The 14,874-nt window shown below is 35.9% G+C and carries 14 protein-coding genes and 1 other annotated feature; of the genes, 6 read left to right on the forward strand and 8 right to left on the reverse strand.

Annotated elements, in window-relative coordinates:
* The first annotated feature begins 40 nt into the window (after positions 1 to 40).
* Both AC3EMB_RS24925 and AC3EMB_RS24930 read left to right on the forward strand, forming a co-directional pair.
* A complete protein-coding gene (locus AC3EMB_RS24925; RefSeq protein WP_000357148.1) occupies positions 41 to 943 on the forward strand; it encodes an EamA family transporter in 903 nt (300 codons plus the stop codon).
* A 67-nt stretch (positions 944 to 1,010) separates the two neighbouring features.
* Complete coding sequence (locus AC3EMB_RS24930) at positions 1,011 to 1,265, forward strand: hypothetical protein (RefSeq protein WP_000154123.1); 255 nt, start codon at positions 1,011 to 1,013, stop codon at positions 1,263 to 1,265.
* A gap of 41 nt (positions 1,266 to 1,306) precedes the next feature.
* Here AC3EMB_RS24930 and metG read toward each other — a convergent pair whose 3' ends face one another.
* Positions 1,307 to 2,941 carry a methionine--tRNA ligase gene (gene metG, locus AC3EMB_RS24935; protein ID WP_168410389.1) on the reverse strand — a complete coding sequence of 545 codons (1,635 nt, stop codon included), beginning with the start codon at positions 2,939 to 2,941 and terminating at the stop codon, positions 1,307 to 1,309.
* 50 nt (positions 2,942 to 2,991) lie between these two features.
* Positions 2,992 to 3,262: a binding site (T-box leader), on the reverse strand.
* Between the two features lie 114 nt (positions 3,263 to 3,376).
* Here metG and AC3EMB_RS24940 point away from each other — a divergent pair.
* The 4 genes from AC3EMB_RS24940 (at position 3,377) to AC3EMB_RS24955 (ending at position 8,647) form a co-directional block, all read left to right on the forward strand.
* The gene (locus tag AC3EMB_RS24940) at positions 3,377 to 4,195 is read left to right on the forward strand and encodes a class I SAM-dependent methyltransferase (RefSeq protein ID WP_488517324.1); all 819 of its coding nucleotides are present in this window, start codon (positions 3,377 to 3,379) and stop codon (positions 4,193 to 4,195) included.
* A gap of 414 nt (positions 4,196 to 4,609) precedes the next feature.
* Positions 4,610 to 6,304, forward strand: coding sequence for a methyl-accepting chemotaxis protein (locus AC3EMB_RS24945; protein WP_377893140.1), 1,695 nt, complete (start codon positions 4,610 to 4,612; stop codon positions 6,302 to 6,304).
* Positions 6,305 to 6,517: 213 nt separating this feature from the next.
* The gene (locus AC3EMB_RS24950) at positions 6,518 to 8,209 is read left to right on the forward strand and encodes a methyl-accepting chemotaxis protein (RefSeq protein ID WP_001012193.1); all 1,692 of its coding nucleotides are present in this window, start codon (positions 6,518 to 6,520) and stop codon (positions 8,207 to 8,209) included.
* Between the two features lie 120 nt (positions 8,210 to 8,329).
* On the forward strand, positions 8,330 to 8,647 hold the full coding sequence (locus AC3EMB_RS24955) for a metal-sulfur cluster assembly factor (RefSeq protein ID WP_000076418.1): 318 nt from the start codon (positions 8,330 to 8,332) through the stop codon (positions 8,645 to 8,647).
* A gap of 49 nt (positions 8,648 to 8,696) precedes the next feature.
* Here the strand turns inward: AC3EMB_RS24955 and AC3EMB_RS24960 are convergent, their stop codons facing one another.
* The 7 genes from AC3EMB_RS24960 to AC3EMB_RS24990 all read right to left on the reverse strand — a co-directional run bounded on the left by AC3EMB_RS24960 (position 8,697) and on the right by AC3EMB_RS24990 (position 14,718).
* Positions 8,697 to 10,346 carry a M4 family metallopeptidase gene (locus AC3EMB_RS24960; RefSeq protein WP_488517325.1) on the reverse strand — a complete coding sequence of 550 codons (1,650 nt, stop codon included), beginning with the start codon at positions 10,344 to 10,346 and terminating at the stop codon, positions 8,697 to 8,699.
* Positions 10,347 to 10,503: 157 nt separating this feature from the next.
* The gene (locus AC3EMB_RS24965) at positions 10,504 to 11,202 is read right to left on the reverse strand and encodes a pirin family protein (protein ID WP_017657013.1); all 699 of its coding nucleotides are present in this window, start codon (positions 11,200 to 11,202) and stop codon (positions 10,504 to 10,506) included.
* Between the two features lie 51 nt (positions 11,203 to 11,253).
* Positions 11,254 to 11,664 (reverse strand): MarR family winged helix-turn-helix transcriptional regulator, encoded by a 411-nt coding sequence (locus AC3EMB_RS24970; RefSeq protein WP_000845486.1) that lies wholly within the window; start codon positions 11,662 to 11,664, stop codon positions 11,254 to 11,256.
* Positions 11,665 to 11,775: 111 nt separating this feature from the next.
* Positions 11,776 to 12,210, reverse strand: coding sequence for a DUF3920 family protein (locus AC3EMB_RS24975; protein ID WP_000422799.1), 435 nt, complete (start codon positions 12,208 to 12,210; stop codon positions 11,776 to 11,778).
* 136 nt (positions 12,211 to 12,346) lie between these two features.
* On the reverse strand, positions 12,347 to 12,940 hold the full coding sequence (uptA, locus tag AC3EMB_RS24980) for an undecaprenyl phosphate transporter UptA (RefSeq protein WP_000900214.1): 594 nt from the start codon (positions 12,938 to 12,940) through the stop codon (positions 12,347 to 12,349).
* Positions 12,941 to 13,019: 79 nt separating this feature from the next.
* A complete protein-coding gene (locus AC3EMB_RS24985) occupies positions 13,020 to 14,219 on the reverse strand; it encodes a cation:proton antiporter (RefSeq protein WP_000380223.1) in 1,200 nt (399 codons plus the stop codon).
* Between the two features lie 4 nt (positions 14,220 to 14,223).
* Complete coding sequence (locus tag AC3EMB_RS24990; protein ID WP_001026075.1) at positions 14,224 to 14,718, reverse strand: cation:proton antiporter regulatory subunit; 495 nt, start codon at positions 14,716 to 14,718, stop codon at positions 14,224 to 14,226.
* Positions 14,719 to 14,874: the final 156 nt, after the last annotated feature.

Raw genomic sequence — 14,874 nt, forward strand, 5'->3', positions numbered from 1 at the left:
GATAGCGGGCGTTTTTTATTACTTAAAAGGAGGATTTTTCATGGATAAGTTTAAATATTCATTGCTCGTTTTATTCGGTGCTTGCAGCTACGGCATACTTTCAACTATTTTCAAACTCGGATTCATAAATGGATTTTCAGCACATCAACTATTAGGGGGACAATATGTCTTCGGATGGATTGGACTATTTCTACTCGTTCTTTTCTTTTCACGTCATAAAGTAACAAAAAAACAATTCTTTTCATTACTAACCGTCGGAACAACAATGAGTATGACTGGAATTTTCTACGCTATTTCTGTAGAAGAACTACCCGCATCTATCGCTGTCGTCCTACTCTTTCAGTTCACTTGGATTGGTGTCATTATCGAAGCAATTGCAAATCGAACATTTCCAAGCCGCGATAAGATCATATCTATCCTTATTTTATTTGCTGGTACATTGTTTGCAGGTGGTGTATTTGAAGGCCTCGGACAAAGTTTTTCTACGAAAGGGATTATCTTTGGACTATTAGCTGCAGTCTCTTTTTCATTCTATGTTTTTGCAAGCGGACGCGTTGCTACAGATGTTCCGCCTTATACGAAAAGCTTTCTCATGACAACAAGTGCGACTCTTATCGTATGTCTATTCTTCCCACCAACCTTTTTAACAGATGGTGCCCTGCAAGCCGGTCTATGGAAATATGCTTTCTTCCTCGGATTATTCGGCGTTGTTGTACCTGTCATTTGTTTTTCAATCGGTGTACCAAAGGTTGGAACAGGACTCGGTACAATATTAGGTGCAGCTGAATTACCAACTGCTATTATCGCTTCTATTACACTTGTACATGAAGTCGTAACATTCATGCAGTGGATTGGTATTATTTTTATATTGGTTGGGATTTTCACTCCTCAGCTGCTTACGGCTAGAAAAGAAAGGAAACACAATCGCGTGCATAGCGCTTGAAAAAATACAGAATTTATATAAAAGATATAACTGCAATTAAAATAAGTAAATTTATCTGGAGGTATAAATGACTATTTTAAGCATCATATTTTTTGCTATTATGTGTATCTTCTTCCTAATAAGATATATGAAAGAAAAGAAATTTTACGATTTACTTCTCATTCCCGTTTGTATATATGCAGGAGCAGTGAAAACTCCTTTCGTAGAGTACTTAAACTTTAATACTACATTTAAAATAACGTATGATATTGCAGCTATTATTCTTGTAATCCTTGCCGTACTTTTCTTTTTGAAAGATAAGAAAGAGAATCATACTGCATAACAAAAGACCTTTCATTTACTTGAAAGGTCTTTTTCTATATTTCACTTTACCGCTCCATATAGCTTCCCTACCTCATGCTCAATTTGTTTTACATCGATTCGCTCAAATAGTGGCTGCACGCTATCAATTCTACTTGGCAACGTATTTTGCGGTTCCCAATTTCGTTTAATAATCGACAATGTGCTTCTAACTCTTTCACTTGAAAATGGTAAAAACGGTTCAAGGAGATTTGCAAAATTAGCGATAAGATACACACAGTTATAAATCGTTTCTTCACACGAAACTGGATCATCTTCTCTTTGTTTCCAAGGCTGCTTTTCATCAAAATATTTATTTGCAAAACGTATTGCATCAAATATTGTCTCTAACGCCACCTTAAATTTAGTTTGCTCAATCGCCTCTCCTACATTTTTATATAATCCTTCTACTTTATCTTTCAGCTCTATATCAATAGTCCCCTTTGGTACAGTGCCATCATAATATTTTTCAATAAACTTTAATGTGCGGTTCACAAAGTTTCCATATGCTCCTAACAATTCACTATTATGACTGTAAATAAATTCACGCCATGAAAAATCAGTGTCACGATTTTCTGGTGCATTTACTGTTAAGAAGTAACGGATAGAATCTGGATCATAGCGTTCTAATATGTCAGGCACCCATACTGCCCAGTTTTTACTTGTAGATAATTTTCTTTTTTCAACTGTTAAATATTCATTCGAAACGATATGACGTGGGATTGCTTCTTCCCCTATTCCAAGTAATACCGCTGGCCAAATGACGGAGTGAAATGGAATATTATCCTTGCCGTGTACATAATATGTTTGCGCATCGCTATTCCAAAACTCTTGATCATCTTTTCCTGTTTCTTCAGCCCAATGTTTACTCGCTGAATAATATCCTGCCACTGCTTCAATCCATACGTAAATTTTTTTATCTTCATACCCTTTCACTGGAATTGATACCCCGATTGGTAAATCTCTTGATACAGCCCTATCTTGTAACCCTTCCTTTACATATCTTTCCGTTAATTGAATTGCATTATCACGCCATGTTCCTTTTTCTTTTGCGATTTCTACAACTTTTTTAATTTGCTCCTGAAATGTATGCAATGCAAAATAGAAATGCTCTGTTTCCTCTACAGATGGCGTACTACCACATAACTTACATTTCTTTTCTAACAAATCAAGAGGATCTAAAATAGCAGAACAAGCATCGCATTGATCTCCTCTTGCTGCTTCATGGCAATATGGACATATTCCTTCTACATAACGATCCGGTAAAAACTGCGTACACGTTTCACAATATGCTTGTTCCACTGTTTTTTTATAAATATAGCCTTCTTCTAATAAACGTAAAAAAACTTTTTGAACAGTTTCATGATGATGCTCGCTATCGGTACGTGTATAGCAATCATACGTAAAACCGAGATCACGAAAACATCGCTGAAATTCTTCATGATACTTATTAGCAATTTCTTTTGCTGTCACACCTTCTTGTTTTGCTCTAATTGCAATCGGTGTTCCATTGCAGTCACTCCCTGAAACATACAGCACATTCTCACCTTTTGCCCTGTAATAACGCGCTAAAATGTCTCCAGGTAATAAACTCGCAATATGTCCAAGATGTAATGAGCCATTCGCATATGGCCAAGCGCCCCCAATAAAAATACTCATCTTACATTCCTCCTTTAAAATATAAAAAGCCCCGCCCTTATCTTAAAAAAGATAAGGGCGGGGCTGTATAAACAGTCGCGGTACCACCTTATTTCGCCAATTACTCACATAATTAGCCTTAACAAGTACGGAGCTATATGCTCTTATACTGTGGTTTTGATAACGAGTACCAACTCTCGTCGCCGCCTACTATTATCATTTGATAAGTTCAGGACGAAGCTCAAAGGCCATTGTTCAAATGAATATTCTTGCTTCTTCTCAGCTACCGAAGCTCTCTGGAAAGAATATTTTCATTCTACTTTTCCTTTTCAACGCTTTTACGTATAACACGTATTGTACGACTTAATCACAGAAAAATCAAACTTTTATTCAGAACGAAAAGGAAATCCCATCCTCCCGCCGAATACCTATACGTTCACAAAAGGAGTGATAACATTGAACCAAAAACAACTAAGCACTATAAATGAAAAAAGCTGGAATACAGCTGCTTATGAAGCTTGGACGAATCGCCATGGGGCACCGGAGGATTATGCGAAAAAAATCATGGAAGATCCCACACGCGAAGTAGCACATTATTTACCTTACATACAATCTCCAAAAGGAAAATGTATTATTAATTTACTCGGCTCAAAAGGAAATAAAGCTGTTGCTCTCGCCCTTTTAGGCTCTGACGTAACAGTTGTTGATATTTCAGCAAGTAATGCAAAATATGCAAATGAACTTGCGGACGCCGCAGACGTCTCTATTCATTACATCGTTTCTGATGTACTAGATGTAAATCTCTCCAAATCATTTGATATCGTATTACTGGAGCTTGGTGTACTTCATTACTTTCTAGATTTAAAACCACTTTTCAAAAAAATTTCTCAACTACTAAAGCCAGGTGGGATACTTATCCTTCGCGATTACCATCCAATATACACAAAGCTATTAGGAGTAGACCATCCATCATTTCGAGCAAGTGGAAATTATTTCGATGAAGAATTAATTGAAGATGATGTTGCTTATAGCATCCTTCTTACAGAAGCACAGAAAGAATCGCTACCTAAAACAACCATCCGTCGCTGGACGCTAGGAGAAATCATTACAACACTTGCGGAAGAACGTTTTAAAATTGAAAAACTAGTTGAAGAACATGGATCTCATCAAAGATGGGTCTTCCCTTCTACTGCACCAGAAGGAATCGAAGAACGTATCCCTGGTCTATATACAATAATTGCGACAGTATGCAAAAAAGGATCCCTTCACGGATAGGATCCTTTTTGCATGCTCACGCATATAAGTTGAGGTTGGAGATTACCATAATTCTGTAGAATAGGACACAAGATATTTCAACATTTCGTCTCTGACTTACGTCGTCAAAAAGGGGTATGACCAACATAACGAAGAGTAATGTTTTTAGTTGATACTGATAATCGTTATCAACTAATTAGAAGTATACATGATGTCATTTCAAATTTCAATAGCATTTCTAATATTTATTTATGAATTTTATGATATGCAAATGTATACATTTTAAGAACTTTTTCTAATACCAATCTGACTCCTTCCATTATCTGCTATAATTTTCATTGAACAGATTAATAACTTCATAATAATGTTTTTATTAATTTCGTTTTAAATATCTATAAATCATAATAAACAGTTTAAATGAGGGTAGGGGTAACGATGAAATATGTTAGTATTCGAAAAAAACTACTGTTCACACTCTTAAGCATTTCTTCTTTATTTAGCATTGCTCTTATTGTTATTCTTTCATTCGCCATGAATCAAGCAAGTGAAATCGAAACGTTAAAAAATGATGTATCAAAAAGAGCGACGATTTTAAAAGAACGTGGCGATTGGTTCCAAGGACAAGTTGCTGGTTTACAAGAATATTTGCTATCACATGATCAAAAAGGATTAGATAAGTTCAACCGAGAAGGGAAAAAATTAGCTGATACTAGAGAGAAAGTAACAAGTGACAAAAAGCTCCCAGAAGGAATGAAAGAAGCCATTTTAATGGGAGGAAAATGGCGTAGCGTCATAGATAATGAGGTACTCCCTCTTGCGCGTGAAGGAAAATGGGACGAAGCATCTAGAATTGCTTTAGCACAAACAGATTATGTAAATGATCTTTTAGGTCGTTTTAATAAATATACAAATGAAGAAAATGAGAAACGTGACGCATTAATTGCTGATGTCGAGTCTTCTTCATCACTTATTCAATATATTATTTTCTTCTCACTCATTACATGTACATTAACGTCTATTTTATTAGCATGGTGGTTCTCTGGTAAACTCGTTAAACCAATTCGACAAATTGATGAGAAGTTAAAAGAATTAGCTTCTCAAGATGGAGATTTAACGGCTAGATTACACGTAACGAGTAAAGATGAAATTGGTGACATTGCAAATTCCTTTAATCAAATGCTCACTAACTTACAGCATATAATAAAACAAGTTCAACAAACATCAACAAGTGTAAAAGAAGCTTCCGAAAATGTATTTATTGAAACAACCGCTTCTATGGAAAATACGGCAAGGACCCAAGAAACTATGAATGCTCTTGAACACAATATTCGTTCACAAGTTTCTAGCATTGAAGAAAGTTCAACCGCAATGGATGACATGGCAACGAGTGTTCAGCGTATCGCTGAGTCCGCCTCTTCTGTTACTAGTTTAGCTGTCACAACGTCAGAAAAAGCAGATGATGGGAATAAAGTCATTGAGAAATCTATTACACAAATGCATACAATTAACGAAGCTGTTAATGCTACATCACAAGTAGTTGAACGACTCATTACACATACAAATCATATAGATACTGCACTTCAATCTATTTCGAATATCGCCGAGCAAACAAATTTACTCGCTTTAAATGCTTCTATTGAAGCAGCTCGTGCTGGTGAACACGGCAAAGGATTCGCTGTTGTTGCCGATGAAGTTAGAAAACTTGCTGAACAATCTCAACTAGCCGCAACTGACATTAACCATTTACTGCATCAAATTCAAGCCGATACAAAAATAGCAAATGACATGATGACACAAGGCCAAGCAGAAGCTTCTGAAGGAATTACGGTTATTCGTACCGCCGGATCTTCATTCTCAGAAATTGTTAACCACATTAACAAAGTCTCTACGCAAATGCAAGAAATGTCTGCAACTGCTGAAGAGATGGCTGCAAGCTCTGAAGAAATGAATGCAGCTTTAAATAATATCGCTTCCATTTCAAACGAAGTTGCTGCAGAAACATCACAAACAGCACATTCGGCTGGTGATCAAGTAAACAAAATGAGTATCGTGGCTAACAAATCATCTGAAATGAAAACAATCGTACAAGAACTTGAATTTCTCGTTTCTCATTTCAAAACAAACGCTTAAAGTGAAAATGACACGAACTCAAAGGTATAGGAAAGCAAGTTTTACAGTCTCTCTTTTTTCACTTTAAAATATCTCTTTCTATCTCTCATTCCGTCTGCTATAATTCCTAAAGGAAATAAGAAAGCTTTATTCCAACTGGAGTAAAGCTTTCTTTCAATTTTTTACATTTATTAATTCTAATACTAAGATTTCACAAAGGAGGCTTTTTATCATATGAATTTTGTAAGTATCAGAAAAAAACTTATGTTCATGATGGGAACGATTTGCGCTTTATTCGGTATCGCCTTAGCATTTATTTTATTTTTTGCTATTGACCAATCTCGTAAAGCTGAAACATTACAAAAAGAAATTTCTCCACTGGCAACAGAATTAAAAGAGCGTGGAGACGCTTATCAAGTACAGCTCTCTGCTCTAAGAGGTTATTTACTACAACATGATCAAGTCGAATTAGACAAGTTTAATGAAATGAGTAAACGTCTTGAGGATTCAAAAGATAAACTTCTTTCTAATCCAAATGCTTCTTCGTCCGTAAAAAGCACAATGGAATTAGGGTCTACTTGGAGAAAGTTCGTTGAGGAAAAAGTATTCACTCTTGCAAAAGAACAAAAATGGGAAGAAGCTTTACAAGTAGCTTCTTCAGAGAACGGAACTGTCTATAAAGTAATTGGTGACTTCACCAATTACAGTAATGAACAAGCTAAATTACGTGAACAATCTATTGAAAAAATTGACCAATCTGCACTCTTAATCGAATATGTTATTTTCTTATCACTTGTTATTTGTATTGTCGCTGCAATTATTCTTGCATGGTGGTTCTCTGGTAAACTTGTGAAACCAATTCAACAAATTGACACGAAGCTAAAAGAATTAGCCTCTCAAGAAGGTGACTTAACGGCACGTCTACAAGTAAATAGCAACGATGAAATCGGTGCTATCGCAACATCATTTAATAAAATGTTAGAAAACCTACAACATATCATTAATCGTGTTCAAAAAACATCAGTGGAAGTACAAACTGCTTCTGAAAATATGCTAGAAAAAACGAATACATCACGTGAGGCGACAGTAAGAGTCCAAAGCTCGATGTCTAACTTAAATGCAAGTATTCAATCACAAACTTCTAGTATGGAAGAAAGTTCAACTGCAATGGACGATATGGCAGTAAGTGTTCAGCGTATTGCTGAATCTGCTTCATCTGTAGCGGAACTTGCTGTTGCCACATCTGAACATGCTAGCGATGGAAGTACCGTTATCCAAAAATCTGTTTCACAAATGACAACGATACACGAAGCTGTAAATGCTACGTCAGAAGTGGTTGAACGTCTAATCACTCATACGAAATATATTGATACTGCTGTACAATCTATTTCTAATATTGCTGAGCAAACAAACTTACTTGCTTTAAATGCTTCTATTGAGGCAGCTCGTGCTGGCGAGCAAGGAAAAGGATTTGCTGTCGTAGCTGACGAAGTTCGAAAACTTGCTGAACAATCTAAAACAGCTGCAACAGACATTAATCAATTACTACATCAAATTCAAAATGATACAGAAACTGCTAGCTCTATGATGTCTCAAGGCCGTTCTGAAGCATTTGAAGGCATTAATGTTATTCGTGAAGCTGGTACTTCTTTCTCAACAATTGTAGAACAAGTAAATAAAGTATCTACTCAAATGCAAGATATATCAGCAACTGCTGAAGAGATGGCTGCAAGTGCTGAAGAAATGAACGCTTCACTTAATAACATCGCTTCTATCTCGACTGAAGTATCCAGCGAAACTGCCGCAACGGCACAATCTGCTGAAAAAAAGGTTATCGTTATGAATGAAATGGCAGTAACTGCTGGAAAAATGAAACAAACAGTTGAAGAGTTAGATCAACTCGTATCTCATTTTAAAACAGAATAGATTTTCAAAAAAATATCCCCCTTTCAAAGAGGGATATTTTTTTGAGCTCATTTCCTGCACATTATACTCATTTCCGTTATAATGAGAATCGATATCATTAAATTGTAGGAGGGGCTGCTTATGTCACAAGAAGCATTTGAAAATAAATTATTTGCCAATTTAGAAGCTGTTATTGACCCTGAACTAGGTGTTGATATCGTTAATCTTGGATTAGTGTATGATGTTACAGCAGATGAAAATAATAATGCTGTCATTACGATGACTATGACTTCTATCGGTTGTCCAATGGCTGGGCAAATCGTATCAGACGTTAAAAAAGTATTATCAACGAACGTACCTGAAGTTAATGAAATAGAAGTAAATGTCGTTTGGAATCCACCGTGGTCGAAAGAACGTATGTCACGTATGGCGAAAATCGCATTAGGCATTCGCGACTAGCGGGATAAAGAAAAAAAACCTGACACTCTAGTCAGGTTTTTTTCTCTTATTATTTTACGCCTACTGCATCATAAGCTTTCGTTACAGCTTGTACAGCTTTAGAGTTTTTACCATATAAATCTTCAGCTGACTGAAGTGCAGCTTGACGCATCATTTTGAAGTCAGAGTTTGCAGTTAAATATTTCGTAAGCGCACGGTAGTAAATTTTTTCTGTCGCTTCACGGCCCACTCCAGTTACTTTCACGCCGTAATGATCTCCGCCTTCAGATACTAAATAAGCAGCTTTATTATTAATACTACTGTTAATATGAACGCCGCCATTATCAGCTGTTCCAGTATAACGTTTACTATAGTGATCTGGGTAACCTTCACTTGGTTTTAATGGGTTTGGAATAGATGCTGGATCTTTTAGTGAACGAAGTGCATCGCCTGGTTTATCAGGTGTATAAATGTCAGCACCTAAATCCCAGCTCTTCTTCTCAACCATAACACCCATAATGTCAGATAACGATTCATTTAACGCCCCTGACTCATTTTTGTAAACAAGGTTTGCTGTATGTTCAGTTACAGCATGCGTTAATTCGTGACCGATAACATCAAGTCCAGCAGATAATGGAATGAATGTTTTTCCATCGCCATCACCATACATCATTTGCACACCATTCCAAGCTGCGTTATTCCAGCTCTCCCCTACGTGAACAGTAGAAATAAGCTTCGCACCTTTATCATCGAAAGAGTTACGATTAAATGTCTTTTTGTAGTAATCATATACTTTTCCTGCATTTACATGCGCATCAACTGCAGCTTTATCTTCGAAGAACTTAGATTTACTTTCAACTTCTTCTCCTGTATATCCAAGCCATTGTGAGAATAAATTAAACCAGTTCTCGTCCATATTTTCTGCATCAAATGTATGAACACCTTGTCCTCGTTTACCATCAAACAAGTTGAATTGTCCTGTTTTCGTATCTTGAGCAATTTCAAATGATTGTCTAGCACCTAATACTCCGTAACCAAATCCAGTAATGTTATCTACAGCGTTATATTTCTCAATAACATTTCCATTCGTTGCATCAACAAAATAATGCCAATATCCTGGAGCTGGTTTTGAAATCGATGCCTTAACTAAGTATGCAAGGTAGTAATTACCGTCCTTTTCATATACAAATAAATCTTTTTTCACACCGTCATAACTCTTTACTTTACCAATTTCTTTCTCAATATCTGCCTTAGCAATTGTTTCTGCTTGTTCCACAGTAATGCTCGCAGCTGCAGGAATATTTTTATCATCTAAATTCGGAATAACTTGTCCGAAGAATGCTTTTACATTATTCTCTTTATCAAGTGTAACAGTTTGATCAGAACCGTACACAGGAATGTTATTATGTTTCTCAACTAGCTTTACATGTGTCGTATCAGATTCAGCGTCTTTTTCTTCCCCAACGATATTAAAATGCTTTTCAATATTTCCTGCTAATTTAAACATATCTTTCTTACTCTCTAAGTATTGAAAGACCGTCTCTTTTTTATCTAGCCCTTCCGGTGCTTTCCATTCTTCACCTATGTATGCAGGTGTTTTAAATTCTTGATGATATTGAATTTTTTGTTCTTCCGCTTTCGTTGTCGTTGCCCCAAACGCTCCAAATCCCCCGGCGATAACAGTTAACGCTAATGCTGATGAAATGACTTGCTTTTTCACTATAACATTCCCCATTCCCATAAAGATTTTTGACACTTTTATACAATTCTGATTTTTACAGCTGATACCTCTACCCAAAATTTGAGAAACATTTTTCAGACAATTCCAATCAAAAAAAGAGGACATCCTATCGGATGTCCTCTTTTTTTTACGCATTTTATTGTTTTTTCAATTCAATTGCTAAATAGTGTGATTGCTCTTTCGCTTGAATGTGAATATCTTCTTCTACCGCTTCTGCTGCATCACGCATAACAAGATTTTCACCATTGATTACACTGCTTCCTTCAATTTGTACAAGGTACAATTGACGGCCTTCTTTCACTGGAAAATGAATTTCTTTTCCAGCCTCTAATGATAAGGAGTATAAATTCGCATCTTGGTGAATTTGAATTGGTGCATTTCCTTCTACTGAAGATACCATATGGAACCATTCATTTTCGCGCTTGCTCCAATCAAATTTAAACTCACCATAGTTTGGTTTATGATCCGCACGGTCTGGTAAAATCCAAATTTGTAATAAACGCAGCGTTTCATCGCCTAAATTATGCTCGCTATGAAATACACCCGTGCCAGCACTCATATATTGAACATGTCCACGCTCAATCGTTCCGCGATTTCCCATGCTGTCTTCATGTGTTAAAGCACCATCTACAACGTAAGAAATAATCTCCATATCACGGTGCGGATGCATATCAAAACCAGTTTGTGCCGCTACTAGATCATCATTAATAACACGTAACGCTCCGAAGTTCATGTTATTTGGGTTATAGTAATTAGCAAAAGAAAAATGAAAATGTGTATTTAACCAGCCATGATTTGCTCTGCCCATATTTTTATGATCAACTTTTCTAAACATAGCCTTCACCTCATACTATCTCGAATTCAAGATTTATTTTAAAATTTTTTCTTACTGTAACTTTTTTAGTAGTGTTAATAATTGCTTTTGTTCCTCTATATTTAAATTATGAAACTTCTCTGCTTGGAACGTTTCTTGAGGTGGAACGATTTCCTCATATAAAGCTCTTCCCTTTTCTGTTAAAGAAATATATTTCGTAGTACCCTCTTGTTCACGCGAAATCCACTCAAGCTGCTCCATTTTATTTAAAAGCTGCGTTACATTTCCTTTCGTAACAAATAGCTTATTTCCAAGTTCTTGCTGCGTTAAACGATCATGTCCTCCAACTTGAGCTAACACATCAAACTGGGCGGCAGATACATTCCAGTTCTTCAAATGCTGATTCGTCTCACGAATACTCTTATTATAAAAACGTGATAAACGAAACCATAATAGTAGCCCTAGTCTATCTTCTGTTTTCATTTCATCACCTCGCTTGTTTCATACCATTAGTTTAGAACTAAACTTTATAAAAGTCAAATACTTATCTTTAATAAGTTCAAAGAAAGCACAGCGCTATTTCTCCACTATGCTTTACATTAACTTTCTACTCTTATATTCATCCAATTTCCTCTCCGCGAACTTCCTCGCATCTTTTTCAATCCACCGCTCTTCGTACCGTTCACTTCCCACATACAATATATCTCTCTTATGCTGCATCGCATGGCGGAATTCATGCAGTAGCGTTTTGAGAACTTGCTCATACTCTTCCCATATACAAACGAAAATTAATTGCTTTTCTTTATGATAAAAACCACCTACTGGGAAGAGGAACTCTTCTTCTTCTTCTCCTAATGATAGAAGCACATCGTTTGCATCACACGTATCACAAAAAATAACGGGCGTTTTACATACTTCAATAAGAGAAAACAAATCCTCTCTCAACTTTTTGACATCCCAAGGAAGCTCCGAATCCAACACATACCAATTCTCTACCTGTTGATATACATTTTGAAACTGGAGTTCCATTTCTCTTTATTCCCCTTTCCAAGCACCCTTTTTCTATATGTATGCCACAATATGGTAAATATTAAACGTATTCTTTCATCCTTGAAAAAATGCCAATAAAAAAGAATCTACGTCGACATAGATTCCTTTTCTGTAATCACTTTTTTTTCATCATTTTTTTTAATACAAAATAACCAATTGCACAAACAATAGCAGCAAGTGCAAAGTATTTCACATATGGCCCCGCAACTTTATTAATACTTTCCCACTCTGTTCCTAATTTAAAACCTAAATATACAAACACAATGGACCACGGAATAACAGCTAATGTAGTTAGCGTAATAAACTTAGCATGTGACATTTTCGCAATACCCGCTGGTATCGAAATAGCATGACGCACAACCGGAATAAAACGTGCGGTAAAGATAACGCCAGTTCCATAACGATTAAACCAATCTTCAGCATAATCAATATGTTTCTTCTGAATTAAAATATATTTTCCATATCGCTCAAGAACAGGTCTTCCTCCATATCGACCAATCCAATAAATGAATAGTTGTGCAATTACACCACCAATTGTACCGAACGCGACAGCGCCCCAAAATGTAATGCTTCCTGTTGATACTAAATAACCTGCATAAGACAATACGATTTCACTTGGAATAACCTCTAGCATTAATCCAAGCATAATTCCCCAATAACCAAGTCCTTCTAAAAAAACTAAAACCGAATGAATCAACTCTCCTAACATCATTTACCTCTCTTTACTGTTTTCATTACAAAAATAAAAGTACAAGCAGGAAATATCTTGTACTTTTATTTTTTTTAATTTAGTTAGTCTTCGTATCCCACTTAAAGATTTTATTTAAGAATTTATATACATTCTTCGACTCTTTTGTCAAAAGTGGGCCTAAAATGGATAGTATAAGCACGTATAGTGCTGAGAATGGTTTCAGTACTGACATTAAACCACCAGCGATACCGATATTAGCCATAATGATGGAGAACTCTCCTCTTGAAACGATTGTTAATCCGATATTTGTTGATGCTTTATGAGATAATCCAGCTTGTCTTCCTGCGATCATTCCTGCTACAAAGTTACCGATTATCGTAAGAAGGACAGCGCCTAACGTTAACCATATCGCTCCGCCTAATGAGAACGGATCAATACTTAACCCGAAGCTGAAGAAGAAAATAGCTCCGAAAAAGTCTCTAAATGGAACAACAAGATGTTCAATTCGGTCACTATGCTCTGTCTCAGAGAAAACTAATCCTAGAAGAAGTGCTCCAATTGCTTCTGCAACGTGAATTGTTTCTGAAAAACCAGCAATGAAGAATAACGAAGCAAATACTACAATAATAAAGATTTCATCTGAGCTAATGTTGAGCAATTTATTTAATAACGGCGTAGCCTTTCTAGCTACTATAAAGAATAGAAGCATATATCCTAAAGCAATTCCAATTGAAGTAAGGGCACCTAAGAAGGAAGCGTGATCCCCAAGTACTAAACCAGAAACAACTGATAAATATACAGCAAGGAATATATCTTCAAACATAATAATTCCTAAAATTAATTCGGTTTCATTATTACCAGTTCTTCTTAAGTCCACTAACACTTTAGCAACGATAGCGCTAGAAGAAATCGTAATAATACCCGCAATAATTAAGATTTCTAGTAATGGGAATCCCATTATAAATCCATATAACAAACCAAGTGAAAAGTTAATTAAAATATAAATCGTTCCGCCAATCGCAATAGAGCGTCCAGATTTAATAAGTTTTTTCATTGAAAATTCTAATCCTAGATAGAATAGAAGGAATAGAACCCCAATCCGTCCAAGGAAGGAAATTACACTTGCACTTTCAATAAATTTGAGATCGATAACACCTATCGTCGGTGCATGCGGTCCTACTAACATTCCAAGAACGATTAGAAAAGGAATTACTGAGAATTTAAATTTTCCAGCAATTACTGCTGCAATTGCCACTAAAACTAAAGCTGTACCAACTTCAAAAATTAACGTATCCATCTAATCAGTCCCCCCTATTTGAAAGTAATTCATTAATGATTTTTTTAATTTCTTCTCTCTCACCTGAAACTACAAGCATATCTCCTTCTTCAATTACTGTTTCTGGTCCTGGATTAAATAGCTTCTTCATGTTCTTCTTCATAACTGCGATTATCGTTACGCTATATGTTTTTCTTATTTCAAGATCCCCAATTGTTTTTCCGATTGCTGGAGCTGTATTCTCCACTTTGAACCACTCAATCGCTAAACCTTCAAAAACCATCTCAACATTTTCTAACGCCCTAGGCTTATATACCATTCCACCTAATATTGCTGCAATTTGTCTTGCCTCTGAGTCACGTAGTGAAATACTTGAGATGCTTTCTTCATGGTCTGAATCAAAATGATACATTTCTCTACGTCCATCATCATGAATAACAATTACCATCTTTTCGTTACCTTTCGTAACGATTTGAAACTTATAACCAATACCCGGAAGTTCACTTTCTCTAATATTCATTTTTAGCTCCTCCATAACTTATTTATTTTAATTTTCTGTTTTTCTGTCTTTTATTCATCCAATCAGCTTTAGAAATTCTAACCACTCAGGATATTTGTGATTTGGAAATCTTTTATTGTAATAATAAGTGGACCCTAAAAAGATACTTAAAGATGT

The sequence above is a fragment of the Bacillus sp. LQ16 genome (assembly GCF_057784645.1).

Excerpts from the sequence above, each read along its gene's own strand:
- AC3EMB_RS24925 (WP_000357148.1), top strand. The coding sequence starts at position 41 with ATGGATAAGTTTAAATATTCATTGCTCGTTTTATTCGGTGCTTGCAGC.
- AC3EMB_RS24930 (WP_000154123.1), top strand. The coding sequence starts at position 1,011 with ATGACTATTTTAAGCATCATATTTTTTGCTATTATGTGTATCTTCTTC.
- metG (WP_168410389.1), bottom strand. The coding sequence starts at position 2,941 with ATGAGTATTTTTATTGGGGGCGCTTGGCCATATGCGAATGGCTCATTA.
- AC3EMB_RS24945 (WP_377893140.1), top strand. The coding sequence starts at position 4,610 with ATGAAATATGTTAGTATTCGAAAAAAACTACTGTTCACACTCTTAAGC.
- AC3EMB_RS24950 (WP_001012193.1), top strand. The coding sequence starts at position 6,518 with ATGAATTTTGTAAGTATCAGAAAAAAACTTATGTTCATGATGGGAACG.
- AC3EMB_RS24955 (WP_000076418.1), top strand. The coding sequence starts at position 8,330 with ATGTCACAAGAAGCATTTGAAAATAAATTATTTGCCAATTTAGAAGCT.
- AC3EMB_RS24965 (WP_017657013.1), bottom strand. The coding sequence starts at position 11,202 with ATGTTTAGAAAAGTTGATCATAAAAATATGGGCAGAGCAAATCATGGC.
- AC3EMB_RS24970 (WP_000845486.1), bottom strand. The coding sequence starts at position 11,664 with ATGAAAACAGAAGATAGACTAGGGCTACTATTATGGTTTCGTTTATCA.
- AC3EMB_RS24975 (WP_000422799.1), bottom strand. The coding sequence starts at position 12,210 with ATGGAACTCCAGTTTCAAAATGTATATCAACAGGTAGAGAATTGGTAT.
- uptA (WP_000900214.1), bottom strand. The coding sequence starts at position 12,940 with ATGTTAGGAGAGTTGATTCATTCGGTTTTAGTTTTTTTAGAAGGACTT.
- AC3EMB_RS24985 (WP_000380223.1), bottom strand. The coding sequence starts at position 14,219 with ATGGATACGTTAATTTTTGAAGTTGGTACAGCTTTAGTTTTAGTGGCA.
- AC3EMB_RS24990 (WP_001026075.1), bottom strand. The coding sequence starts at position 14,718 with ATGAATATTAGAGAAAGTGAACTTCCGGGTATTGGTTATAAGTTTCAA.